Annotated in this window: 22 protein-coding genes; 5 read left to right on the plus strand and 17 right to left on the minus strand. The window is 53.1% G+C overall.

Translation table 11 applies throughout. The annotated features are described in order from the left end of the window. Window positions 1–12: 12 nt before the first annotated feature. From ACI4OH_RS10700 to ACI4OH_RS10720, 5 genes are all read right to left on the minus strand, one after another. Complete coding sequence (locus ACI4OH_RS10700) at window positions 13–1,311, minus strand: zinc ribbon domain-containing protein (RefSeq protein WP_435720904.1); 1,299 nt, start codon at window positions 1,309–1,311, stop codon at window positions 13–15. A 59-nt stretch (window positions 1,312–1,370) separates the two neighbouring features. Next, window positions 1,371–2,273 carry a zinc ribbon domain-containing protein gene (locus tag ACI4OH_RS10705; protein WP_435720905.1) on the minus strand — a complete coding sequence of 301 codons (903 nt, stop codon included), beginning with the start codon at window positions 2,271–2,273 and terminating at the stop codon, window positions 1,371–1,373. A 144-nt stretch (window positions 2,274–2,417) separates the two neighbouring features. Beyond that, on the minus strand, window positions 2,418–2,933 hold the full coding sequence (locus ACI4OH_RS10710) for a cysteine hydrolase family protein (RefSeq protein WP_432646175.1): 516 nt from the start codon (window positions 2,931–2,933) through the stop codon (window positions 2,418–2,420). 116 nt (window positions 2,934–3,049) lie between these two features. Beyond that, on the minus strand, window positions 3,050–4,183 hold the full coding sequence (locus tag ACI4OH_RS10715) for a metallophosphoesterase (protein ID WP_432646174.1): 1,134 nt from the start codon (window positions 4,181–4,183) through the stop codon (window positions 3,050–3,052). Between the two features lie 114 nt (window positions 4,184–4,297). Further along, window positions 4,298–4,537, minus strand: a complete 240-nt coding sequence (locus ACI4OH_RS10720) for a hypothetical protein (RefSeq protein WP_432646173.1) — start codon at window positions 4,535–4,537, stop codon at window positions 4,298–4,300. A gap of 183 nt (window positions 4,538–4,720) precedes the next feature. Here ACI4OH_RS10720 and ACI4OH_RS10725 point away from each other — a divergent pair, with 183 nt between their 5' ends. Genes ACI4OH_RS10725 through ACI4OH_RS10735 form a run of 3 tightly spaced genes read left to right on the plus strand, consistent with a single transcriptional unit; the run spans window position 4,721 to window position 8,251 of the window. Beyond that, window positions 4,721–5,227: an NADH-quinone oxidoreductase subunit NuoE family protein gene (locus ACI4OH_RS10725; RefSeq protein WP_432646172.1), complete on the plus strand. Its 507-nt coding sequence runs from the start codon at window positions 4,721–4,723 to the stop codon at window positions 5,225–5,227. Between the two features lie 16 nt (window positions 5,228–5,243). Then, entirely contained in the window at window positions 5,244–6,497 is a 1,254-nt protein-coding gene (locus ACI4OH_RS10730) for a complex I 51 kDa subunit family protein (protein ID WP_432646171.1), read from the plus strand. Continuing rightward, the gene (locus ACI4OH_RS10735; protein ID WP_432646170.1) at window positions 6,494–8,251 is read left to right on the plus strand and encodes an NADH-dependent [FeFe] hydrogenase, group A6; all 1,758 of its coding nucleotides are present in this window, start codon (window positions 6,494–6,496) and stop codon (window positions 8,249–8,251) included. Before ACI4OH_RS10730 ends, ACI4OH_RS10735 begins: the two co-directional genes overlap by 4 nt. Here the strand turns inward: ACI4OH_RS10735 and ACI4OH_RS10740 are convergent, their stop codons facing one another. Next, window positions 8,252–8,680 (minus strand): EamA family transporter, encoded by a 429-nt coding sequence (locus ACI4OH_RS10740; RefSeq protein ID WP_432646169.1) that lies wholly within the window; start codon window positions 8,678–8,680, stop codon window positions 8,252–8,254. A gap of 499 nt (window positions 8,681–9,179) precedes the next feature. Here ACI4OH_RS10740 and trpS point away from each other — a divergent pair, with 499 nt between their 5' ends. Continuing rightward, on the plus strand, window positions 9,180–10,187 hold the full coding sequence (gene trpS / locus ACI4OH_RS10745) for a tryptophan--tRNA ligase (RefSeq protein WP_432646168.1): 1,008 nt from the start codon (window positions 9,180–9,182) through the stop codon (window positions 10,185–10,187). Window positions 10,188–10,281: 94 nt separating this feature from the next. On the opposite strand, the gene ACI4OH_RS10750 is transcribed toward trpS, so the two are convergent. From ACI4OH_RS10750 to ACI4OH_RS10775, 6 genes are all read right to left on the minus strand, one after another. Beyond that, entirely contained in the window at window positions 10,282–11,154 is an 873-nt protein-coding gene (locus ACI4OH_RS10750) for a CoB--CoM heterodisulfide reductase iron-sulfur subunit B family protein (protein ID WP_432646167.1), read from the minus strand. Between the two features lie 3 nt (window positions 11,155–11,157). Further along, window positions 11,158–12,105 (minus strand): succinate dehydrogenase/fumarate reductase iron-sulfur subunit, encoded by a 948-nt coding sequence (locus tag ACI4OH_RS10755; protein WP_439784728.1) that lies wholly within the window; start codon window positions 12,103–12,105, stop codon window positions 11,158–11,160. A gap of 2 nt (window positions 12,106–12,107) precedes the next feature. Then, window positions 12,108–13,958 carry an FAD-dependent oxidoreductase gene (locus ACI4OH_RS10760; protein ID WP_439784729.1) on the minus strand — a complete coding sequence of 617 codons (1,851 nt, stop codon included), beginning with the start codon at window positions 13,956–13,958 and terminating at the stop codon, window positions 12,108–12,110. Window positions 13,959–14,123: 165 nt separating this feature from the next. Further along, entirely contained in the window at window positions 14,124–15,029 is a 906-nt protein-coding gene (locus tag ACI4OH_RS10765) for a LysR family transcriptional regulator (RefSeq protein WP_435720907.1), read from the minus strand. Between the two features lie 17 nt (window positions 15,030–15,046). Then, complete coding sequence (locus tag ACI4OH_RS10770; RefSeq protein WP_435720908.1) at window positions 15,047–16,039, minus strand: asparaginase; 993 nt, start codon at window positions 16,037–16,039, stop codon at window positions 15,047–15,049. A 257-nt stretch (window positions 16,040–16,296) separates the two neighbouring features. Then, a complete protein-coding gene (locus ACI4OH_RS10775; protein WP_432646162.1) occupies window positions 16,297–17,262 on the minus strand; it encodes a bile acid:sodium symporter family protein in 966 nt (321 codons plus the stop codon). Window positions 17,263–17,461: 199 nt separating this feature from the next. On the opposite strand from ACI4OH_RS10775, the gene ACI4OH_RS10780 reads away from it, so the two are divergent. Then, on the plus strand, window positions 17,462–18,307 hold the full coding sequence (locus ACI4OH_RS10780) for a helix-turn-helix domain-containing protein (protein ID WP_439784730.1): 846 nt from the start codon (window positions 17,462–17,464) through the stop codon (window positions 18,305–18,307). A gap of 6 nt (window positions 18,308–18,313) precedes the next feature. Here ACI4OH_RS10780 and ACI4OH_RS10785 read toward each other — a convergent pair whose 3' ends face one another. From ACI4OH_RS10785 to brnQ, 5 genes are all read right to left on the minus strand, one after another. Next, window positions 18,314–18,958, minus strand: coding sequence for a YczE/YyaS/YitT family protein (locus ACI4OH_RS10785; protein ID WP_432646160.1), 645 nt, complete (start codon window positions 18,956–18,958; stop codon window positions 18,314–18,316). A 176-nt stretch (window positions 18,959–19,134) separates the two neighbouring features. Continuing rightward, window positions 19,135–21,384, minus strand: coding sequence for an alpha-galactosidase (locus tag ACI4OH_RS10790; protein WP_439784731.1), 2,250 nt, complete (start codon window positions 21,382–21,384; stop codon window positions 19,135–19,137). A gap of 119 nt (window positions 21,385–21,503) precedes the next feature. Further along, window positions 21,504–22,364 carry an HAD hydrolase family protein gene (locus tag ACI4OH_RS10795; RefSeq protein WP_432646158.1) on the minus strand — a complete coding sequence of 287 codons (861 nt, stop codon included), beginning with the start codon at window positions 22,362–22,364 and terminating at the stop codon, window positions 21,504–21,506. 48 nt (window positions 22,365–22,412) lie between these two features. Further along, on the minus strand, window positions 22,413–22,769 hold the full coding sequence (locus ACI4OH_RS10800; protein ID WP_432646157.1) for a nitrous oxide-stimulated promoter family protein: 357 nt from the start codon (window positions 22,767–22,769) through the stop codon (window positions 22,413–22,415). Window positions 22,770–23,010: 241 nt separating this feature from the next. Further along, complete coding sequence (gene brnQ / locus ACI4OH_RS10805; RefSeq protein ID WP_432646156.1) at window positions 23,011–24,357, minus strand: branched-chain amino acid transport system II carrier protein; 1,347 nt, start codon at window positions 24,355–24,357, stop codon at window positions 23,011–23,013. Window positions 24,358–24,479 lie beyond the last annotated feature (122 nt).

Below are 24,479 nucleotides of genomic sequence, written 5' to 3' on the forward strand. Positions count from 1 at the left end.
CCTTCCCTTCCGTCACTGCATATGCTCGCCTGTCTTAGTCGACTCCGTATAGGCAATTTTCCAACCGCCATCCTGCTTGACAAGCGTGGCAGTGCCATTGAAATTCTGTACCTTGACTTTGCCGCCGTCTGCACGGTCACGGGCGGTCAGCGTATAGTTCAAGACTACCTTATCGCTTGAGGATGACGCGACCGAAATATTCGAGACTGTGCTGGAAAGCGTCGTGCTGTAGCCATTGCGGAACGAATCGTAACCGCCCATCCGATTCTGCTGTTCCGGCGTCATGAGATTCCAGGCGGCGCTGAGATTTTTCGAGGAGATTGCACTGTGAAAATTCCGCAGCGTCCCCTTGGCACTTTCCGTATCGTTTGACGCATTTGCCTGATTCGGTGCTTTTACACCAGCAGGCTGCTGCGCGCCTTCATATGTGCGCACGCTGATATAATCCACTTTATTGTCCTTCACAGCAAAACGCAATAAGCCGATACGGCCATCCAGCCCCGTGAATTTATATTCATAAAGCGTGCGGCCCTCTCCATCATCCGATTTCGAGAACGTATCCGTGCCATAGGCTTTCTGCACTTCGTCCAAGGTCGAGCCCTGATGAAGTCCGCGTTTGGTTGAAACACTGTCATCCTGCGAGACAAGCGCCGTAATCTTGCCATTTTCCTCAACGATTTCCATGTTATCGTAGTAATGGCGCAGCATCGAACCCTCTTGGTGCGGATCCTTCTTTTCCGCAGATTTCTCCACTTCTGAGATGGCACTGGTATCATCGCCAAGGTCGAGTCCGCCAAGCGAAAGATCCGTCTTCATCTCCCGCGCCGGCGCATCTTCCTTAGCTGCCGACTGTTTGGCCACAGGCTGATAGCCCGTCCCATTGTCCGCAAAGAATTCGCGGTAGCCAAAATAGCCAAGAACTCCGGCCAGAATGAGGATAACGGCAATCAGCAGGGCCTGTTTCTGCTTCATATGCGAAGCAGACGGTGCGCCTGCAGAAGGTGCCGATATATTTTTTGCTATATCCGCCGCACTCATCGGCTGCGAAACAGGAGCAGATGGCCCCTGTGTGCTCTGCACCGGCGGGATTATTTGTGTCTGCTCCACCGCTGTTTGCATGACAGAAGATTTTTTTGGCTGCCCGCATTTGATGCAGAATTTTCCTTTGTTTTGTGCACCGCATTGCGGACAAATCCATACAGACGGCTCATCTGCCTTCATCGACGGATTTTTCATGCCGCATTTCGTACAGAACTTACTTGAATTCACCGTGCCGCAATTTGGGCACGTCCATTGTTTGCTATCGGACAAAATATTTTCCTCCCCGTGTCAGGATTGACAATTCTCGGCCTCTTCCCTCAAGATTCCCCTTAAAGCAGGCTGGAAATGCGGAAGCCAAAGACTTCGATATTCATCGCTATGAAGAGAAGCACACCGACAACGAGAATGGTCAGAATGAACGCCGGAATCCGCTGATTCCCCATGACAGCCGGCTCCAGCATGGCATCTTTCGCTTCCGTGCAGATGAAGCCAATATTGACTGGCAGATTCTTGCGCGAAAGCCGGCAGGCCGCACAGGCAATAATGACAATAAAGGCACCTGCCAACAGAAAATACACGCCAATGCCCAGTCCGACAATTTTATCGGCAAACTCCTGAACAAAATTCGCTCCCAGGCCGAAATCGAGTCCACCCGTCATCTGAGACGCTGCCTGTGCCCCTTTTTTCGTCTTATCAAAGAAATCGACTATGGCAAAATGCAGTTTGCAGTAAATAACAGCAAATGTCACGAGCAGGCCAATATTGATAGAAAGTGGAATATTATACTTCTCCTCGCTGACATAATAACCTGCCAGACAGCAGAATGCCAAAACCGCAAACGTCATAAGCTGACTGATGTTGACCATGCTCGTCAGGCAGGAAATGATGCTGATGCTGATGAGGGGCAGCAGAACCGAAATGGCAATCATGCCGAGTCCGATGTAAGCAATCTTCTCCCACCGCATCATATTCCCGACGCGGGCAAAGAATTTCTGCGACATCTGCTGTGCCGTATCTGCGCCGCTCTGCACAAAAGACTGGGCAGCCTGTGCATAGGCATTGTTCTGCCCTGCATTTGGCTGCCCCTGCGGCATAGTCATATTAGCCCCCTGATTTGTCATAGGAGCTGCCGGCTGTGCCGGATTTTGCATAACAGGCTGTTTCGTACCGCATTCCGGGCAAAATTCTGCTTCATCCGGAATGACTGCTTGACAATGAATGCACTTCTTCATGATGATTCCTCCCCGATGGATCCATAGCAAATGATCAGCCATCATATTAATGACCGGTGTAATGAAATTAATATGATAGGTTAGAGTTCGCTAAATTTTTTAAAAATCCTTCTTCAGAGCAGAACATCATATAATGTCATAGATTCAATGGATGGCAATCTGGCACATCTTCATGGCCTGCAGAGCATTCTCGTGACTCTCGGGCGTCACGCCGGCACAGCAGTCGGCGTCGACAGACACGGGCAGCTCCGGAAAAGCAGCCTTGAGGATCATCGCATTCGAGATGACGCAGATATCCGTGCAGAGTCCGACAAATTCCACCTCGTCCGGATGGAGTCTTGCCACGACATTCGGCAGTTCCATGGAGCCAAACGCCGGCTTTTCGACGATGGCCGCAGCTTCCTTCGCAAAAACCTGCAACGACGGCGCAATCTCCCAGCCCTTTTCCGGCTTGATGCAGTGCGGCACCGGCAGATTCTTCCCTTCCTGCGTCTCCATATAATCCTTGCCATGCGTATCCTGCGTGAACACCAGCACAGCATCCTTCTCTTTTTCAAGCTTCGCCACCAGCCGCGGCAGCATCGCCTGAGCCTCCTTCGTGCCGAGGGCACCATCGATAAAATCATTCTGCATATCAATCACGACAATAACCTTGCGCATTTTTATCTCTCCCATCTAACCCAACCAAGCAATAGTCGATATTTTCTTTAGTATGGCACAAGTCAGCTGTCTTGACAATAAAAAAGCTCTCCGTAAAGAGAGCCGCTGCTGCAGATTTATGCATTTTTCAAGGTGAAATACGCAATCTCCGGCGGACAGCCGAGGCGGAAGGGGAACCAGCTGCCGTTGCCGCTGTGGACGTAGCCGTAGGAATCCCCGATTTTGACCATGCCGCGCGTGTATTTGAAGACGGGAAAAAGAGGCTTTCCGAAGATGCCAATCTGGCTGCCGTGGGTATGGCCGGTGAGGGTCAGGGCAATGCCTTTTTCCGCGCCGTCGTCGATGCATTCGGGATGATGGCCGAGAAGGATGGTCGGCACATTTTGAGGCAGGTTCCCGCAGGCTTCTTCCATATAGGACTTGCGCTCTGCAGCGAAATGTTCGCGGTCCATCGGGTAGTCAACGCCGACAAACCAGAGATTTTTGCCCGGCACTTTGCGGCTTTCGTTGCAGAGCACCTGCACGCGCGTTTTCGCGAGATACTGACGGATCGTGCGGATGCCGCGAAAATGCTCGTGATTGCCAAAACAAAACCAGATGCCGTCGGGGAACGCCCCTGCGTATTTGTCGAGGACTTGGGCTGCTTCTTCATTCTGCGTGACATCGTCAAAAAGGTCACCGGTGACGGCCAGCAAATCGGGCCTTCGGGCTGCAACTTTGGCAAGGAGCTGGTCAAGCTCTGCCACAGAGAAAAAACTGCCGAGATGAATATCACTGAGCTGCGCGAGACGGTAGCCGTCTCCTGCGCCGAGTCCCTTGACCGGAATCGTGAACTCCCGCTCCACAACGGCCTGACGCTCCCAAAGACCGCCATAGAGACTCAGTCCCAAGGCAGCCGCGGGATAAACAGAGGCATGGACGAGCAGGCGGCGCCGGCTCTCATTCACCGGCACAGCCATCATCCTGCGCCAGACAAAGCGCAGAATTACAGCCAACAGCACAAAGACCGTGCAGATAATCTGCGTCATGAAGCCGATGATGATGGTCTCAATGATAAAAGCCGGCCCGGAAATCAGATGATACAGCACGGCCCGTCCGACGAACCAACCCATGCCGAGAACGTCGAAAAGCAGCATGCAAAGGCGCACACGGCAAAGCGTCCTGCCTTCAAAAAGAAAACGCGTCGTAAAGAGCAGGGTAAACAGAGTCGCTGCCACGATGCCAATCATGATGATGGTGAACCAGGTCAAAAAATTTCCCCCTCAAACCGCAAAAACACAAAGAAAAAAAATAGACCGGCTGACCGGTCTTTGCCTGAAATTGGCTTTTAAGATACAGACTCCCCGATGAGGCAGTCGGACTTTTTAAGCCAAGCCGCGAAGATGAGCGGATTCGGCCTGCTGTTCGCGGTAATACCAGCGAATGGATTTGCCGATTGCGCAGCGCACTGCATCGAGTTCACCGCGTTTTGCCAGTTTTTTGAGCTGATTCACGTCAAAACCACTGACAGACAAGTAACTTGCAGAAAGGAAACCTCCTCGTTTCAAAAGTTTGCGATAGCTCGCACTGTCACGACGGTCCATTTCAATGTTCTTGATTGCCATAGTAATCCCCCCACAATGTAGGTCTTATTTACAAGACACCTTCGGGCAACTATATTATACCATAAAATTGTAAGGCATACTAGTATATATCTACTATACCTTTCCATTTATTTTTGTATAAAAGTACGTTATAATATGGATATTACGTGTATTGCCCACTTATCTATCTTAGGAGGTTTCTCTATGCTGACTTCCCTTACGAAGGAATATCCTCTGCCCAGCGAGCTGCAGGAACGCATCGATCTCGTGCTCGAGTCACATGATTACGACCCGACTCAGATTGTCGGCATTCTGCTCGACGTTCAGGGGCTCAACGACCGCCATTATGTGCCGGAGCCCACGGCTTATTACATCGCGGACCGGCTCAAGATGCGCGTGACCAATATCTTTGACTGTTTGAAGTTCTACAGCGAACTCTCCCCTGTGCCGCGTGCCAAATATCCAATCCAGGTCTGCTGCTCGCCGGCCTGCCGTGTCAATGTCGTCGATTCCCATCGCCTGATTTCGACGCTGGAACGCCTCCTCGATATCAAGCTCGGCGAAACGACCTACGACGGCCGCTTCACGCTGGAAAAAGTCACTTGCATCGGGGCCTGCGACCGTGCTCCAGCCGTGCGCATCAACGGTCATGTCTACGACCACCTCGACACGCAGGAAAAAATTGAAGCCCTGCTGCGTTCACTGCCTTGAGACGGAGGATTGATTTATGGAAAGTCCAGTTCATTTTCTGACAAAGAATTTTGGGAAGTACGATACTTCGTCCATTGGTTCCTATATGAACATCGGCGGCTATGAAGCCCTGCGCAAGGCCGTGAATATGGAACCAGACGAAATCACGGATCTTTTGACCTCGGTCAAGATAAAGGGACGCGGCGGGGCCGAATATCCGCTCGGCCGCAAATGGTCGCAGGCGCGCGCCGTCCGCGGGGAACGCAAGGTCGTCATCTGCAACGCCGATGAAGGCGAGACGACGACGTTCAAGGACCGCGAGCTCATCGACCACGACCCGTTTAATCTCATTGAAGCCATGACCATCGCGGCCTATGTCGTCGGCGCGACGGATGGCTATATTTACATGCGCGCAGAATACGCCTGTTTCCGTCCGCTGCTTTTAAATGCTATCCGTCAGGCCAAGAATTACGGTTTTCTCGGCACGAACATCCTCGGACGCGGTTTCGACTTCAATATTCATCTTTACTCCGGTGCCGGTGCCTATGTCTGCGGCGAGGGCACGGCTCTCATACGCTCCATTGAAGGCAAGGCAGGCAGGCCGCGCATGAAACCGCCTTTCATCAAGGTCAGCGGTGTTTTTGCCCGTCCGACCTGCCTCAACAACGTCGAGACGCTTTCGCTCGTACCGCATCTTTTAATGGATCAGGAAGGCCTTTATGCCTCCTGCGGCAAGGGCGAGTCGATTGGCACGAAGCTCATCAGCGTAGCCGGCAATGTCAACAATCCCGGCGTTTTCGAGATCCCGTTCGGCACGACCGTGCGCGACATCATCTACGGTCTCGCCGGCGGCGTCCAGCATGACCGCAGGATTCGGCTTATCCAGTTCGGCGGTGCCTCGGGCAAAATTGCCGATGATTCTATTCTCGACACACCTTATACTTATGAAGATCTGCGCGCGGCCGGTGTCATGGTCGGCTCGGGCGGCATGCTCGTCATCGACGAGCGCACGAGCGTACTCGACTTTTTGCGCATGAACCAGGAATTTTTCTGGGAAGAGAGCTGCGGCCAGTGTACGCCGTGCCGCGAGGGCAATCTCCACATCAAGATTATCCTCGACAAACTGGCGGAAGGCACGGCCACGCGCAAAGACATCGCCATCATGATCAAGATTGCCCGCGTCATGAGCATGTCGTCGCTCTGCGGCCTCGGCGAAACAGCACAGAATTCCCTGCTTTCTGCAATGAAAGTATTCCCGGACATCTTTGACATTGGAGGCGCACGCGCATGACGGAAGCACAGAAAAACGAACAAGAAATGGTCCATCTGACCATCAACAATATCCCCCTCGCCGTGCCGAAGGGAACAAAAATCATGCAGGCTGCGCAGAAGCTCGGCATCGACATCCCGCATCTCTGCTATCATGAGGACCAGCGCATCAAGGCACGCTGCCGTCTCTGCTCCGTCGAAGTCGTCGGCAAGCGCCGTCTGCTCGCGGCCTGCTCGACAGAAGTATGGGAGGGCATGGAAGTCCATACGGACACGCAGATTGTCCGCGATACGCAGGTTGCGATCCTGCAGCTCATGCTTGCCAATCACCACAAGGACTGCCTCTCGTGCCCGCGCAATCAGAACTGTGATTTGCAGAGGCTCTGCAGCCGCTTCAACATTCAGGATTCACCGCTGCCGTCTGTCTGCAGGGAAGAGCCGCGCATTGTGACGAATCCGGCCATCGTGCGCGACCCGTCTAAATGCATCCGCTGCGGCCGCTGCATCCGCGCCTGCAAGGATGTGCAGGGCCTTGCCGCCCTCACCTATGCCGGACGCAGCAGCGATATCGTCGTCACGACGGCTTACAACAAGCCGATGGAAGCCACGGACTGCATTCTCTGTGGCCAGTGCAGCCTCGTCTGTCCGACCGGTGCTCTCGTCGAGAAAGACGATACGGAAAAAGTCCTCGATGCCCTGCAGGACCCGAAAAAACACGTCATCGTGCAGGTTGCACCGTCCGTGCGCGTTTCCTTGGGCGATGCCTTTGACATGGAGCCCGGTGCCATCGTCACGGGGCAGATGGTCACGGCCCTGCATCTTCTGGGCTTCGACAAAGTTTTCGACACGAATTTCGGCGCCGACCTCACCATCATGGAGGAAGGCACAGAATTTTTAAACCGCCTGCAAAACGGCGGCGTCCTGCCGATGATGACCTCGTGCTGTCCGGGCTGGGTCAGCTACGTCGAGAAACATTACAGCGACTGCCTGCCGCATCTTTCCTCGACGAAATCGCCGATGAGCATTTTCGGCGCCATCGCCAAGACGTATTATCCAAAAGCCGCCGGCATTGACGTCAAGGACATCGTGACCGTCTCCGTCATGCCGTGCACGGCGAAAAAATATGAGGCCGCCCGTCCCGAGCTGGGACGTTACGGCCTGCAGGATGTCGACATTGTACTGACGACGCGCGAACTCATCAAACTCATCAAATACGTCGGCCTGTCCTTCGGGAATCTCCCCGAAACCGACTTTGACAGCCCGCTCGGCACGGCTTCCGGCGCCGGCGCGATTTTCGGCACGACGGGCGGCGTCATGGAAGCAGCCCTGCGCACCGTCTGCGACAAACTGACCGGCAAGACCCTTGAGCGCCTCGACTTCAAGGAAGCGCGCGGTTTTAAGGGCATCAAGGAATGCACGCTTGACATTGGCGGCCGTACGCTGCACATCGCGATTGCCCACACCCTGCGCAATGCGGAAATTCTCATGGAACAGGTCAAAAAAGGCGTATCCCCTTACGATTTCATTGAGGTCATGGCCTGCCCCGGCGGCTGCATCGGCGGCGGCGGACAGCCCATCGGCACGACCAACGCCATCAAGAAAAAACGCATGCAGGCCTTGTACGAGATTGACAAAAATCTCCCCGTGCGCAAGTCCCACGAGAACCCTGTACTGCAGGCCCTCTACAAAGATTACCTCGGCACGCCGGGCGAGGGCAAAGCCCACGACCTCCTGCACACGCATTACAAGGCCATCAAGAAAGAATACAATTTCTGATTACCAGATGGCTAAAATCAGGCCGCCTGCCGCAATCATGGCAATGGCAATGCCGTGTACGAGGCTGACTTTCTCGCCGAACAGAATCACGGCGAGGATGACGGCAAAAACCACGCTGAGTTTGTCAATCGGCGCTACCTTTGATACGGGGCCGTATTTTAAAGCGAGGAAATAAAACAGCCACGACGTCGCACCGGCAATACCGCTTAGGGCCACGAAAAGCAGTCCCTTCTTATCATTGAGCATATCCGGCAGATGTGAGAGATTGCCCTGCACGAAAACCACGCCGACGAGAAAAACAGCCATAATGATGGAGCGGACTGCCGTCGCGACATTGCTGTCGATGCCCTGCAGGCCGACCTTGCCAAAAATCGAGACAAAGGCTGCGCTGACTGCTGAAAGCAGTGCATAAAAAAGCCATGGTTCCATAAAAATCATCCTCCCGTTCTTTTCGCTCTCCAGCCTGTCCTGCCTGCAAGACAGGGTACCCTGCCCACAGATGCAGGGTGATATATGTCTATCATAACGCATTTTGTATTTTCCGACAACTATCCTCTGCGCTTTACACCTTGACACAGGGAAATGATAGTGGTATCGTATAGGCAATGTAAAACCGTTGAAGCGAAGATAACGTCTGATATGGGCCGACAGAGAGTCCGGGAAGCTGAGAGCCGGATGGAATCCAGTCTGACAAATGGATCGCTGAGGGCACACTGAACGTCTTTAAAAGATTAGTAGGCTGTGACGCAAGGCACGCGTCAGTTGCCGGGAGCATGTTTGTGCTCCGCAAAGTGCATGGCTTCGCCATGAAACAGGGTGGCACCGCGAAATTTTCGTCCCTGACAGTAATCTGATACTGTCAGGGACTTTTGTTTTCCTGACAGACCGCAAACTTTTGACTCTTGAACTCTTGAAAGGAAGCTTTATCATGGAAAACGAAGCAAAGAAAATCATCCTCTCAGGCATTCAGCCGACCGGCGTCTTCACGCTCGGCAATTACCTCGGCGCTGTCCGCAGCTGGAAAAAAATGCAGGAGGAGTATCAGTGCTATTATTTCATCGCCGACCTGCATTCCCTGACCATCCACATTGACCCAGTCAAGCGCCGTCAGCAGACACGCGAGGCCTTCGCGCTGCTGCTCGCCTGCGGCATTGACCCCGAAAAAAGCCTCGTCTTCGTGCAGAGCCACAATAAATGCCATGCCGAGATGGGCTGGATCATGGACTGCTGCTCCCAGTTCGGCGAGCTCTCGCGCATGACGCAGTTCAAGGATAAGAGTGCGAAACATCCGGACAACATCAATGCCGGCCTCTTCACGTACCCGGCCTTGATGGCCGGCGATATTCTTCTGTATCAGGCCGACTATGTTCCAGTCGGTGCCGACCAGACGCAGCATCTTGAGTTCACGCGCGACGTCGCCACGCGCTTCAATCACACGTATGGCGAAGTCTTCAAGCTGCCGGAAGGCTACTTCCCGAAGGCCGGTGCGCGCGTCATGAGCCTGCAGGACCCGACGAGCAAGATGAGCAAGTCCGACACGAACCCGAAGGCCACGATTTCCATTCTCGACGACGAAAAGACCATCCTCAAGAAATTCAAGAGTGCCGTCACGGACAGCGAAGCCAGCGTCCATTTTGACGCTGAGAACAAACCGGGTGTCAGCAACCTCATGACGATCTACTCCGCCGTCACGGGCAAAACCATGGAGGAAATCGAAGCCGAATTTGCCGGCAAGGGATACGGCGACTTCAAAGCTGCCGTCGGTCAGGCCGTAGCAGATGAGCTCCGCCCAATCCGCGAAGACTTCGCCCGCCTCATGCAGGACCGCGCTTACCTCGAAGAAGAGATGAGAAAAGGCGCCGAACGCGCAACTTATATCGCCAACAAGACGCTGACGAAAGTCAAAAAACGCGTTGGCCTGCTGCTTGAAAAATAAGCAAATCGAAAAGACGAATATCATATATTATAAAGAAGGCAAGTTCCTGAAACCTTTGGAACTTGCCTTCTTTTATATGCTTGTTTCTTTATACTCAGCCGAGTTTCAATTTTTCCTGAGCCGAGACATGGCGGTCAAAGCCGATGTCCTTCTTGCTCATGCCAAGAGCGAGACCGACGAGCTGCTGCAGGTGCAGAACAGGCAGATAGGCCTGCGACTGCACAGCCGTGCGGCCTTCCGGCTCATACATATCAAGCTGCATCTGGCAGAGCGGACACGGCGTGACGATGAGTTCGGCATGGGCGCGGTCCGCACTGTCGACAATCTGCCCCGTGACCGTCAGGACATCGTGCTCCGCGGCCAGCTGTGCGTGGAAACCGCAGCATTTGCGGCTTTTATCGAACCAGACGGGGTTGCCGCCGAGACGGCGCACAAGACGTTCGAGGGATTCCGGATACTTGCCGTCCTCATGACCCATGATGTTCTGCGGGCGCAGAATATGGCAGCCATAGTAGGCCGCAACTCTCGTGCCATCGAGGCCTTTCGACCCTGCCAGTTTATCCATGAAAAGTTCCGGATGGTCATCGAGCACCCAGAGAAAATGCGTGATTTCGCTCGTGCCCTGATATTCATAAGGATGACCGGCTTCCTTGAGAATCGCGTTGACTTTGTCCTTAAGGTCCTTATCGTGGTCGAGGCGGTATTTGGCTGTGCGCAGCTGCAGCGTGCAGGTATTGCAGACCGTGAGGATGGGCAGACCCATGTGCTCGGCAATCGAGATATTGCGCGCATTGACGGCCAGAGCCGCGAGGTCGTTGACGCCCTGTGCATGCGAGGCGCCGCAGCACGTCCAGTTCGGGATTTCCTCGAGCTCGATATCAATGGCCTCGCACACTTTCTGCATAGAGGTATAGGCTTCGGCCGCTGCCCCCTTGAGGACGCAGCCCGGGAAAAATGCAAATTTCATCGCTTACTCCTCCTCTTTCTCAGCAGCTTTGACAATGGCCGCAATCGTCTTGATTTCCGGGTTGACTGGATGTTTTTCGAGCGGATTCATCTTGCCGACGCGCATGAGACGCAGGGCCATCGGCGCGCGCAGGCCGGCGAGGAAGAAGCCCTCCGACTTGATGTTGAGCTTCGACTCATCGAGTGTGCCGGATTCCGAGATATCGTCGTAAATCGCCTTGGCGTGGCGGGCACCGACATTGTCATCGAGATGATATTTAAACGTCGCTGCCTTGAGCTTTTCAATGGCACCGGCCGGGTCGAGTCCCTTCGGGCATTTGGCCGTGCATTCCTGACAGTTGAAGCAGCGCCAGAGGCCGGCATCGAGCACGGCCTTCAGGTGTTCTTCGGGGTCCTTGTCGCGCGAATCCGCCGTGATGCGCTCTGCTTTGACAAAGGCAAACGGGTCTAAGAAATCCTTCTGATTCAAGGTGTTCTTATTGCATTCCGAGACGCACGAGCCGCAGAGGATGCAGCCGGCGTATTTCTTGTATTTGTCAAAATCAGCCGGCGACTGGCGACAGCCATCTTCGGGACTGAATTCTGCCTTCGGATGAACGACAGGCTTGACTTTCTTGATGCGCGCATATTTCGGATCCCAGTCGACGATGAGGTCGCGGATGACGCGGAAATTGCCCAGCGGCTGAATCGTGAGCGTGTCCGTCTGATAACGTGCCAAAAGGTCCGATACAAGCTTCTCGCACGAAAGCTCGGCATTGCCGTTGACGCGCACGGCACAGGCGCCGCAGATGCTCGACCGGCAGGAGCACGTAAAGGAAAGAGAGGGATCCTGATGCTCTTTGATGGCAATCAAGGCTTCGAGCACCGTCATGCCCTTCGTGACTTCGATTTTATAATCCTGCACCCATTTGCGCCCTTCTACGAAGCGATGGATTCTGAGTGTTGCAGCCATGATCAATACTTCCTTTCCTTCGGCTCATATTTCGTGACGACCACATCCTGGTATTCAAAGCGGTACTTGCCGTCTTCCTTGAAGACCATCGTATGCTTGAGGAAATTCTTGTCATCGCGTTTTGGATAATCGCGGCGCGTATGGGCTCCGCGGCTCTCCTTGCGGGCAATGGCGCCCTGTACGATGGCCTGTGAAATCTGCAGCAGATTGCCGAGTTCGACGTACTGCTCATAGGCCGTATTGTAGACATGCGAATTGTCGCCGACGTAGCATTCCTGATAATCCTGCTCGAGTTTTGCAAGTTCCTGTGCCGCCGCTTCAAGGTCCGGACCATTGCGGAAAACACCGGCCTTGAACCACATCGTCTGGACCATGTCGTCACGGATTTCCGGCACCGTGCGGTTGCCGAGGTGGGCACGCGAGGTGACTTCGTCAAAGGAATCGAGCCATTTCGTGCAGTCTTTCGTCAGCTGCTCCTGACTGCCTTCGTATTTATGCGCCTTGGCATAAGCCGAAGCACCGTCGCCGGCCGTATGGCCGAAGACGAGAACCTCGGAAAGGGAATTGGCGCCGAGGCGGTTGGCACCATGGACCGAGACACAGCTGCATTCACCGGCCGTGTAGATGCCCGGCACGCGCGTCTCGCCCGTGTGGAAGTCCTTCATCTCGAGGCCGCCCATCGAATAATGGCAGGTCGGACTGATGAGGACCGGCTCCTTCGTGATGTCAACGCCGGCAAAGCGCAGGGAAAGGTCTGCGACCTGACCGAGGCGTTCGTGGATGCGTTCTGCCGGAATTTTGGTGAAATCGAGGTAAACGCCGGCCGTGATGCCTTCGCCGATGCCGCGGCCCTGCTCGATTTCCGTCGCAATGGCACGTGCGACGATATCGCGCGTGGCAAGCTCCATCTTTTCCGGTGCGTATTTCTGCATGAAGCGCTCCCCGTCCTTATTGATGAGCAGGGCACCTTCTGCACGGCTCGATTCCGAAAGCAGCACGCCGTTGACCGACAGCCCCGTAGGATGGAACTGCACCATCTCAGGGTCCTTGAACGGAATGCCGACATTCATGCCGGCTACGATGCCGTCCCCCGTGGAGCTGTAAGGGTTTGACGTGCGGACCCAGTAAGCACGGCCATAACCGCCCGTCGCGATGACGATGGTCTTCGCGGGGATGCCGATGATGTGGCCGCTGCGCATATCCATGGCAATGACGCCGGCGAGCTTATCCTTGTTCTCACCGGCCATCGAAATCTCGAGCATCTGGCATTCGGAAATGAAGTCGATGTCATGGGCGAGGCACTGCTCAAAGAGCGTATGCACCATGGCATGGCCGGCACGGTCCTCAAAATAAGCGGCACGCGCATGGGCATGACCGCCCATCTTGCGCTGATGGAAATGGCCGTCGGCCTGACGGTTGTACGGATACCCCATATAATCCATCTCGTAGATGTTCTTGCCGGCACGTTCGACGAAATACTCGACAGCATCTTGGTCGCAGAGATAGTCACCGCCCTTGATGGTATCAAAGGCATGGGACTCAAAGCTGTCATTCGGGTCCGTGACCCCCGTGACGCCGTTCATGCCGCCCTGTGCCATCGTCGAAGCCGAGCGCGTCGGCACGAGCTTCGTCAGCACAGCGACCTTGAGGTCCTTGTTTTCTGCTGCCGCCAGAGCCGCGCGCATCCCTGCGCCGCCGCTGCCGATAATCAGGACATCGTATGTGACATCACCTGTGCGGACTTTTTCTGGAATATTTTTGCCATTCCACGTGAAATATGAACCTGCTGCCAAAACGACACCAGCCGCTGCCACACCTTTGATAAAAGTACGGCGCGAAATTTCCTTCGACATGGCTTTCCCCTCCTATAATTACCATTTGCTCTCGTTCTTTATAAATGCTTCTTTATATTTATAAGTTCCTTCTATTGTACATGAAATACAGCTATAGGGAAAATATATTCTGCTTATAGCACTTATTCAAGAATCAAATAAGCTGTAATTTGAGGGGCTATCTCATCACTCCATACGCAGGAATTCGACGAATTTCTGTGCCGCCAAAGAAAGATGCCGACGCTTGCTGTAGACTGCCAGCAGTTCCCGCTCGGCGACTTCTTCTTCCAGCTCAAAAAAGACAGCTTCCTCGCGCCAGCGCCAGCTGCGCACGAGCATATCCGTCACCAAAGTCGCCCCGAGCCCCGAGGCACAAAGTTCCGCGGCCTCAATAATGCTGTTCGCCTCAAAGATGACATGAGGTTCTGCCCCCGTTTCTATGCAAAGTTTATCAAAGACATCGGCCATCTGACGAAAAGGCTGCAGCTTGATAAAAGGTTCGTCGGACAGCTCGGCAAAGGAAATACGCGGCAGCACCGCAGGATTTTCCGACTTTCTTGCGGCCAAAGGATGTGTTTTGGGCACTGCCAGCAAAATACGTTCGCGGCAGAGCGGAATGGATATGAGGTCACGGCGGCCGGAAGTCCCATAGAGCAGGGCAAAGTCAACATCCCCGGAAGCGGCGTATTCTTCCAAGGTACGGACAGGTGCTTCGCGGACAGACAAATGGATGCCCGGATACTGCTGATGAAAAGCCACTAAGGGTTTTATCAAAAAACAGGCCGAACGCGTGCGCGAACTGCCAATAGTCAGGCTGCCTGTCCGCAGTTCCGAAAGGTCTGCGACTTCCTGTACCAACGATTTCTGTATCCTTAAAATCTCTCTGGCCTGACGTACATAGATTTTCCCCGCCGGCGTCAAGGTAAGCGGGGTCTGGCTGCGGTCAAAAAGACGCACCCCGAGTTCCGTCTCGACCTTCTTGATGCATTGGGAAAGAGATGGCTGCGAGATATAGAGATGCTTTGCCGCCGCAGAAAACGTGCCATCCTTCGCCACCTGCAGGATGCTGCGCCATTCGTGTTCATCAATCATAAAGTATGCATGTTCCTTCAATATATAGAATAGAATTTACGGATTTCCTCTTTGTCTGTTGTCTGCAGCAAAGCGAGCTGCAGCAAAATACGTGCTTTCTGAGGATTCAGTGTGTCGCTTCCGATAAAGCCATGTTCTTCGTACGAGGTCTCGGCCTTCGTGACGCGGCCGGCAGCGCTGCGCGTGCTGCGCACGACAATGACGCCCTTCCTGACAGCCTCAGCGAGTTCTTTTTCCACGCGCACAGGGATGCTGCCGTTGCCCATGCCGGCATAGACGATGCCCTTTACGCCGCCCTGTACGGCAGCATCGACGAGGAAGCCATCATCGTCAGCATGAGCATAGAGAATGGCGACACGCGGCAATGATGCAGTTCCCTGTACAGAAAAGGCACTTGCTTTCGTGTGGCGGCGCAAAGGCTGCCGATAAAATATGGGCTCACCGTCCTGCACGGTCCCCAAGGCCCCCATGTCCGGCGACTGGAAAGTGTCGAGCGACGTCGTATGCGTCTTGACGGCCTCACGGGCACTTTCAATTGTGCCGTTCATGACAATGAGCACGCCTTTGCCGCGTGACTCATCAGATACAGCCACCCGTACAGCCTGCAAAAGATTCATCGGACCGTCCGCACTGACAGCCGTCGCGGGACGCATGGCACCGGTCAGCATAATCGGTTTATCGCTGTGCACGGCAAGATGCAGGAAATAGCCTGTCTCCTCCATCGTATCCGTGCCATGCGTGATGACGATGCCATCAATCTCATCATTTGCCAGCAGTTCCTCGCAGCGATTGGCCAAATGCAGCCATACATCCGCCGTCATATCCTTGCTGTCAAGCGCGGCCAGCTGCTCCCCCTGTACCTCTGCAAACTCCTTGAGCTCAGGCACGGCCTGCAGAAGTTCCTCAATGCCGATGGCCCCTGCCTGATAGCCCGTAGTCGCCGTCTCGGAAGCCGCCCAGCCCGCAATGGTCCCGCCTGTCGCGAGGATATAAATACGTTTTTTCGTCATGATATGCCCCTTTTCCATGTCCTGTCAGCCCGTTCGCTTGGCAGCTGACATTTATTTTATCCATTTGCTTCTATTATATAGTATAATCTCATAGTGCATACCGGAACAAGGAAAAAGCCCTCTGATCCGCAAGATACATGACGCACCCTGCACATCAGAAGGCTTTCCTGACTTCGGTGAAATTATAATATCGATATCTTATCGATGATTTTACAAATTATAGGGTAATTTATCAATAGGTGAGATGAAACAATTCATCAGGCCTCAGCGGCCGGCTCCTTTTCCTGTGCCTTTTCCTTCGTCATGCGGCGGGCGAGGTAGTTGGCTGCGAGCGAACCGGAGATGTTATGCCAGACACTGAAGATGGCACCTGGGATAGCGGCTGCGGCGCCGAAATGCATCATAGCAAGGGACGTAGCAAGACCGGAGTTCTGCATGCCGACTTCGATGGAAATTGCCTTGACTTTGGCGATATCCATGCGCAGGGCCTTGGCGATGCCAAAACCAAGAGCATAGCCGAGCAGATTGTGCAGCATAACAACGAGCATGATGAGAGCACCCGTTTCCATGATGCGCTGCGAGCTGACGGCAACAACGCCGCCGACAATCAGGACAATAGCGACAACCGAGATGAGCGGCAGGAGTTTGACGTATTTCTGTACGAAATTGCCAAACAGCGTGTTGACGATGATGCCGCCGACAATCGGCACAATGACGACTTTGACGATGGACATCATCATGGCCGAAAGGGAAATATCAACCCAGGCACCTGCAAGCCACCACGTCAGAAGCGGCGTGACAATCGGTGCAAGAATCGTCGTCGTCATCGTCATGGAAACGGACAGCGCGACATCGCCGCGTGCCAGATACGTCATGACGTTCGAGGAAGTACCGCCCGGGCAGGTACCAACGAGGATGACACCTGCGGCAAGTTCCGGCGGCAGGCCAAAGCCCTTGGCCAAGAGCCATGCCAGAGCCGGCATGATTGTGAACTGGGCCAGGGCACCGACAAGAACATCTTTCGGACGCTGGAACACCAGCCTAAAATCACGCAGACGCAGCGTCGTGCCCATGCCGAACATGACGATGCCGAGCAGAATGGCAATCTGCGGCGCAGCCCATTTAAACGTCCACGGCTGGAACAGGGCAACGACGGCAACAAGAATGACGAACACCGCCATATACTTTGATATGAATCCACTGAGTTTTTCTAAAAACCTCATAAATCCCGTCCCCTTTCAATAATTTCGATTCTCTGTTTCGGTAGATTGTTTACAATGATACAACTCAAAATGGAGAATGTCAATGGATTTTGTGAAATTTTCCTGAATTTTGTCCTTGAGGAATGGATTGTTCGCGTTTGTTATTTTTTCGCGTATAATGATATAATGTATACAATTAAAACAGGAAGGGGCCCCCTCAATGGAAAATATGCAGTCTTTCAATATGCCATTTGATGAAACAGGCGATCTCTGCCTGACCACATTTGGCCATTCCGTGACGCAGCCAGGACATACCTACGGACCAGCTGTTCGTTCTTATTATCTGATTCACTTCATTCTCGCCGGCAAAGGAACTTTTACGTTCAATCAGCATACTTATCATCTGCATGCAGGTCAGGGTTTTCTCATTGAACCGGATTACCAGACCATTTATCAAAGTGACAAAAATGAGCCTTGGACTTATATATGGGCAGCTTTTAACGGCAAGCGTGCCAGTTCTGCGATAGCTTCTTTGGGACTCAGCCAAAACGAGCCTATTTTTTCCTGCACAAAGAAACAAGGGGACAAACTCGCGAACTATGTACGGGAGATGCTGGCAAACAACAGTTTTTCTCTTGCCGGTGTTTATTACCGGCTCGGTCTGCTCCTGCAGTTTCTTTCCGTACTGGCAGAAGCGCAGCGTGAGCTGCTGCCGCCAGCAGACAACAATATCTATATCACGCACATGACAAATTTCATCCGCACGCATATTGAAGATCCCTTCACCATACAAGATTTAGCGGACTACATGAACCTCAACCGCAGCTACGTCACGACGCTTTTTAAGAAATACCTGCATATTTCTCCACACGAATATATCCAGAACTGCCGTATTACCAAAGCCCAGCATCTTCTCGAATCCACCACTCTGCCAGTTGAAGCCATCGCCTTTTCCTGCGGCTACGCGAAAAGCGACTCCTTCTCCCGCGCTTTCCTGCGCAAAGTCGGCATGAGCCCAAAAGAATACCGCTGCCAACAGGGCAGCGGCAGTATCATAAAGAAATAGTACGGCTCAGGCTTCCACAGGCTGATGACGGCGGCGGCGCAGATGCCCCTGTAAGAGAGGCAGGGAGAAATGCTCCGTAAACCACTGTACGACAGGCCCCATGAAGAAGGCCGTGATGACCGTCCCAAGACCAATGTCTGCAGACAGCAGAAAGCCAACGGCCACGCAGAAAACATCGGTTGCAACACGGCAGACGCGGAAGGAAGCCAGATGATAGCATTCGGACGCCATCAGGGCAACGGCATCATAGGCCGAGACGCCAAGATTGGCTACGTAGTAAAGCGAAGCACCAAAGCTCATGAGCAGGATATTGCCTGCCATGAGCAGGCAGCGCATGCCAAACGTCGGGTCCGGCAGCAGAAAATCAAGAAACGCATGTGCGGCATCCGCTGCAAAGCCCGTCAGGAACAAATTAATGAGCGTGGCAAAGCCGATATAGTGGCGCTTGAGAGCGATGACGCCAATCAGCATGATGCCGGTGAGAATCATATACCAAGTGCTGTATGTCGAAGAAAAAATATTGGCAATGCCCGTGACAAAACAAGTGAACGGGTCTGTCCCCATGGCTATTTTTTGAAAGACGCCGACGCTGGCACCGCAGATCATGACGCCGCTGACGGCCATGCATTTTCTTCTCATTGCTTTTTTCATTGGAAAATACCCCTTTGCTGCAAATATCGTGAATATATCAAAACCTGCAGGACTTGACGAAACGCCAGCTCCTGCAGGTTTTTCTTCTTCAAATCAACTAAGATTGTAGCCGTTTGGGTATGTTTTTTCCATCCATATCTGTTGGGTATTTACGGAAATTTGTTGGCAAAGTACATTTATTTGGCATTGAGGATAAACAGCCGCGACCAGAAGTCCGTGCAGTGTTTTCCCTCTTCATGACTCTGTTCACCTGCGGAGAAATCAGTCGTAACGAGACCCGCACGCATGAGTTCGGCGCCTGTGAACTGCCCCATTTCTTTCTTGTCGTCAATGCGGACATCGTATTCTGCCGCTTCGTCGAGACCGGCCAGTTTCATCAAGGTAAACGGCGTGCACGGATGCGAGAGAATCTTGTAATAGCCGACAATGGCCTGCTTTTTATCGTCCGAAACGACCATCCAGGCCGCGATATTGCCCGTGAACGGGTCCTTGAGACGGTAATACGTGCCCTGCTGAATGAGTCCGCGGTACTTCTTCATGAAATGAATCTGTTCCTTAACTTCCTCAAGTTCCTTGTCGGAGAGTTTATTGAGGTCGAGTTCATAACCGAAGGTGCCAAAGTAAGCGACATCACCGCGCAGTTTAAGACTCGTTTCGCGGAAGACCTGATGATTCGGCGTAATCGAGACATGCGAGCCCATGAACGACACAGGATAGGCATAGCTTGTGCCGTACTGGATGCGCAGGCGCTCACCGCCGTCGGAATCATCGCTTGTCCAGCACTGCGGTGCATAGTAGAACATGCCCGGATCAAAGCGGCCGCCGCCCGAAGCGCACGACTCGAACAGGATATTCGGGAATTCGCTCGTCAGGCGTTCATAAAGAGCATAGACGCCCAAGATATAGCGATGGAAAATTTCGCCCTGATGTTCGGGGCCCCAGCCGGCCGAGCCGCATTCCGTGATGCTGCGGTTCATATCCCATTTAATGTAGTCAATATTGGCCGTGCTCAGAACTTTATAAATAGAATCATGGATGTAGTCGACGACTTCCGGACGCGAGAAATCGAGGACATACTGTTTGCGTCCATGCGAGCTGTGGCGTCCTGCCGTGTGCAAAATCCAGTCCGGATGCGCGCGGTAAAGCTCGCTGTCCTTATTGACCATCTCAAGCTCCACCCAGAGGCCAAATTTCATGCCGAGGTCATTGATGCGCTTCGAAAGCCCCGCAATGCCATTGGGCAGACGGTCCGTGTTTGGCCACCAGTCGCCGAGGCCGCTCGTCTCGCCGCAGCGCGTCGAGAACCAGCCGTCATCGAGCACGAAGAGCTCGACGCCGACTTCTTTTGCTTTTTTGGCAATCTTGACGAGCTTTTCTTCATCAAAGTCAAAATACGTTGCTTCCCAGTTGTTGATGAGAATCGGACGGACCTTATCGCGCCAGACACCGCGTGCAAGCCGTGTGCGGTAGAGCTTATGGAAGTTCTGGCTCATGCCGTTAAGGCCCTTGTCCGACCAGACCATGACAGCTTCCGGCGTCTGAAATGATTCGCCTTCTGCGAGATGCCAGCGGAACTCCTGTGGATGGATGCCCATCGTCACGCGCGTGACATCGAACGTATCGACCTCGGCCTGGGCGAGGAAATTGCCGCTGTAGACGAGCGAAAAGCCGATGGCTTCGCCCTGCATTTCGTCCGTCTGCGGACGCTTGAGCGCAATGAACGGATTGTGGACATGGCTTGACTGCCCGCGCAGGCTGCCGACTGACTGGATGCCAGGGCGCAGCTTCGTCACGACTTTCTGGCGTTCGCGGCCCCACCAGCCCGAGAACTGCATAAAATCGTAGTCGGCATCCGGCAGATCAAGCGAAAGACTCATGGCCCGCGTGAGGTCAACGGCTTCCTGGCCATGATTGATGAAATAAGCATTGCGCGCAATGGCATCGAAATCGCGGAAAATCGTATACGAAAGCACGAGGTCCACGCCGATTTTCTCATCGCGCAGCGTGATTTTCAGCGTCTTCGCTTCTTCATCCGACTCGACATACGTGGCCGGCAGTCCCAAGAGTTTCGGTTTGCCTGCAGATATTTCCTGCGAGACATAACGGAAATCCGTGATATGGCTGCCGTCCTTCTGCGCAATTTCCACAGCGCCCTCACGGAAGTCCGTCGTGCCATAGGACGGATACTCCTGACGCAGATGCTCGCGTGAAAAACCGTATTCATTGTCAAAGACATAGGCCGTTGTCGGACGGTAATGCTCCGTATCGACAAAGTAGCCGTAGTCGCGCGTCTCCGGCAGACGGGCACCGAAGTAAAGCTGACCGAGCTGACCATCCCGCAGTACCTTCATGACATAGCTGATGCGGTCATTATACAGATGAAACTGTTTGCTTTCCGCATCAAAAGAGATTCCCGCATTTCCCATCAAAAAAACCTCCTAAATTCAAAGCATTTGTTATCGTTTCATTATGATATACTTCGATTTTAAGAGGTTTTATCCTTTTTTTCCATCCGCATCTGTTAACAATTAACGGATATTTGTTGTCACTTGCCTGTGATATCCTCAAAATGCTCCAGAAGCCAGACAAGCAGGTCATCTTCAGCAGCGCAGCCAACGAAATCAGCCGCTTCTTTCAATTTTTCATGAGCGTTGCTCGCAGCAATGCCGATATCTGCTTCTTCCAAAAGCTCTTGATCATTGAGATAATCACCCAGGGCAATGATTTTCAGGCCGCGAAAAGCCGGCAGTCTGCGGATTTCCGACAGCATGGAGCCTTTGGAAACACCCTGCGCGACAAATTCGTGGTAATTGGCTTCCGAATAAAAATGATGCGAAAGAGCAGCTGTCCCCATGTCTTCGGCCAGCTGCTCCAGACGGCGCAGATTTTCAGGCGTATCGCAGGCAAAAAACTTGAGCCAGGGCGTCCGCATGAGATTGGCCACCTCGCTGAGCGCACAATGACGGTATTTATAATATTCATGCGGCAGGCGCGGGTCATCGTTCTTCGGGTCGCTGATGATGTTGCAGTTATCCTCCGTGTAGACTTCCAAACAAGCCTCAGGGAAAAGTTCCAGGCATCTCTGTGCAAAGAGCGGCCAAATGGTCGGGTCGGGATGCCCATCTTCATCCCGAATGGCCGTCAGCGGTTTGGTCAGGATGACCTGCTTCTTCTGCCAGTCATACAGCATCGAACCATTGAAAAAGACACTCGGTGCCGTGATTGTCACACCTTCAAGATACCCAGCAGCCGCCTCCGGCGTGCGCCCCGTCGCAATGCCAAAATGACCGCCGCCCGCTGTAAAATCTGCTGCAGCCTTTTTATTGGCCTCAGACACCCGGCCGCCGCGCGGGATAATCGTGCCATCCAAATCACTGATAATCAAATAATCTTCATATGGTTTCATGTGATATACAAACCTCCAGCTGCCATGATACAAACAGCTTCTATTATATCACATATCGCAGTTCGTTTTTTCTTCCAGCCTTTTTGTCTGCCAGGTCAAAAACATATGATGAAGTGTCATCAAGGGATGATGCAGCAGCATGCGGGGACCGCCGTAGCGCATGACTTTCTGGATTTCTTCTCTTTTGGCCGGAGCATAGCAGTGAATGGGACAGACGCTGCAAAAGCTCTTGACTTCCATGCGCGGGCATTTCTCGATGCGCTCCACGGCATAAGCGGCCAGTGCCTGACACTCTGGACAGAGTTTTTCTCCGGGTTCCCGCCTATGATGATGTCCATGACAGTATATGCCAATAATGGTTTTGACCGTCTGCTGTTCCTGCCGGCGCTTTTTTTCTACATTCAAGCTGCTCCCTCTCTTCTATCTATTCTGTCGTTCGAATGCTCTTATCCACAGCATAGCAGAAAAAAAGAGACTGTGCGTTAACAATTGTTACGCACAATCTCCAGAGCAATTTGACTTTTCGCTGTTATCTGTGGATAAGTTGGAAAGCTGCTCACAACTTATCCACAGTTTTCACAGGATTTATCCACGAAAACTGTGGATAAATCGAATTCAGTCAAGGACGATTGTCCCTTTTTCCTCTTTATTTTCGCAGAGACCGTTCAGACTCTGCCGGTGCTTTCTGAAAACATGACGCCACGAATCCCAAAAATGCACCGCAGACAGCCGGCAGGACCCACCCCATCGTCAGTTTGTAAAACGGCAGGTACGCAATCAAAAACTGATTGAGCTGGTGAAAATGAATTCCTGCAGCATTAAGCCCGTCAATCAGCGCAAAGACAAGCGTCAGATTCAAAGCATAATGATAAATGGATTTTCGCCAGCCGATAAAGCGGTCAAACAGGGAAATCACCACAAAGACAATGACAAGCGGATAGATTGTCACAAGGAACGGCACGGCCAGGGCAATGATCTGCGTCAGGCCCACATTGGAGACCGCAAAGCTGAACAAGGTGAAAATCAGAAGCAGGCGCTCGTAAGAAATCTTGTTCCGGAAGAGTTTGTTAAAGAACCACGAACCGCCCGAGAGCATGCCGCAGCTCGTCGTCAGGCACGCGAGGATGATGATGGCTGCTAACAGGCCGTTGCCCGCCTTGCCGAAGAAGATGGTAACGGCACTTGCCAAAAGCTGGCCGCCATTAGGCGAATGACCGAGAATCATCGCACTCGTCGCACCGAGGTACGCTAACGAACCATAAACACAGGACATCAGTGCGACCGTGATAAGACCTGCGAGCAGGCAGATGCGCCCAATCTCGCGGTTATCTGTAACCCCGCGCATGCGCACAGCATTGACCACCAGTGTACCAATGGCCACAGAAGCAAGCAGATCCATGGTCTGATAGCCATCCTGAAAGCCCTGCGTAAACGGTGCATCGATGTAATTGCCCGTAGCCGGCAGGATTTCTCCCAAAGGCGAAACAAAAGCTTTGACAAAAAGCACGACCAGCACAACGAGCAGGATTGGCGTCAGCATCTTGCCAATGCGGTCAATGAGTTTATTCGGGTTCAGGGAGAGATAATATGTAGCACCAAAAAACAGCGCCGTATAAACAGCCTGTCCCAAAGTCAGCGAACTCTCTGACAGGAAGGGACGAATGCCAATCTCAAATGAGACAGCACCGGTACGCGGTACGGCAAAGACCGGACCAATGCAGAGGTACAGTACGACAAGCAGGGCCACGGCAAACCAGTGATACGTACGGCGATTGATGAGCTCAATGTATTTGCCGCCCTGCAGGGCAATCGCCGTAATGCCCAAAAGCGGCAGCCCGACGCCCGTAATCAAAAAACCGGCCATGGCGATGAGCGTATGGCTGCCGGCAGCCTGCCCCAGCGCCGGTGGAAAAATCAGATTGCCCGCGCCGAAGAAAATCGAGAACATCATGAACCCGATGGTGAGAATTTCACCCTTCTTGAATCGATGCATGAAAAACATCCTTCTTTCTATCTCCGTAAAATGTCCATGTAAGAAGAACACCTATGCTCAAAAAAAATTGGCCTTTCGGTAAGATACCTGCGAAAGCCACTGTTTTACACGGTTTTTCATTT

Source organism: Mitsuokella apri (assembly GCF_051886055.1).
In the GTDB taxonomy this organism is placed as follows: domain Bacteria; phylum Bacillota; class Negativicutes; order Selenomonadales; family Selenomonadaceae; genus Mitsuokella.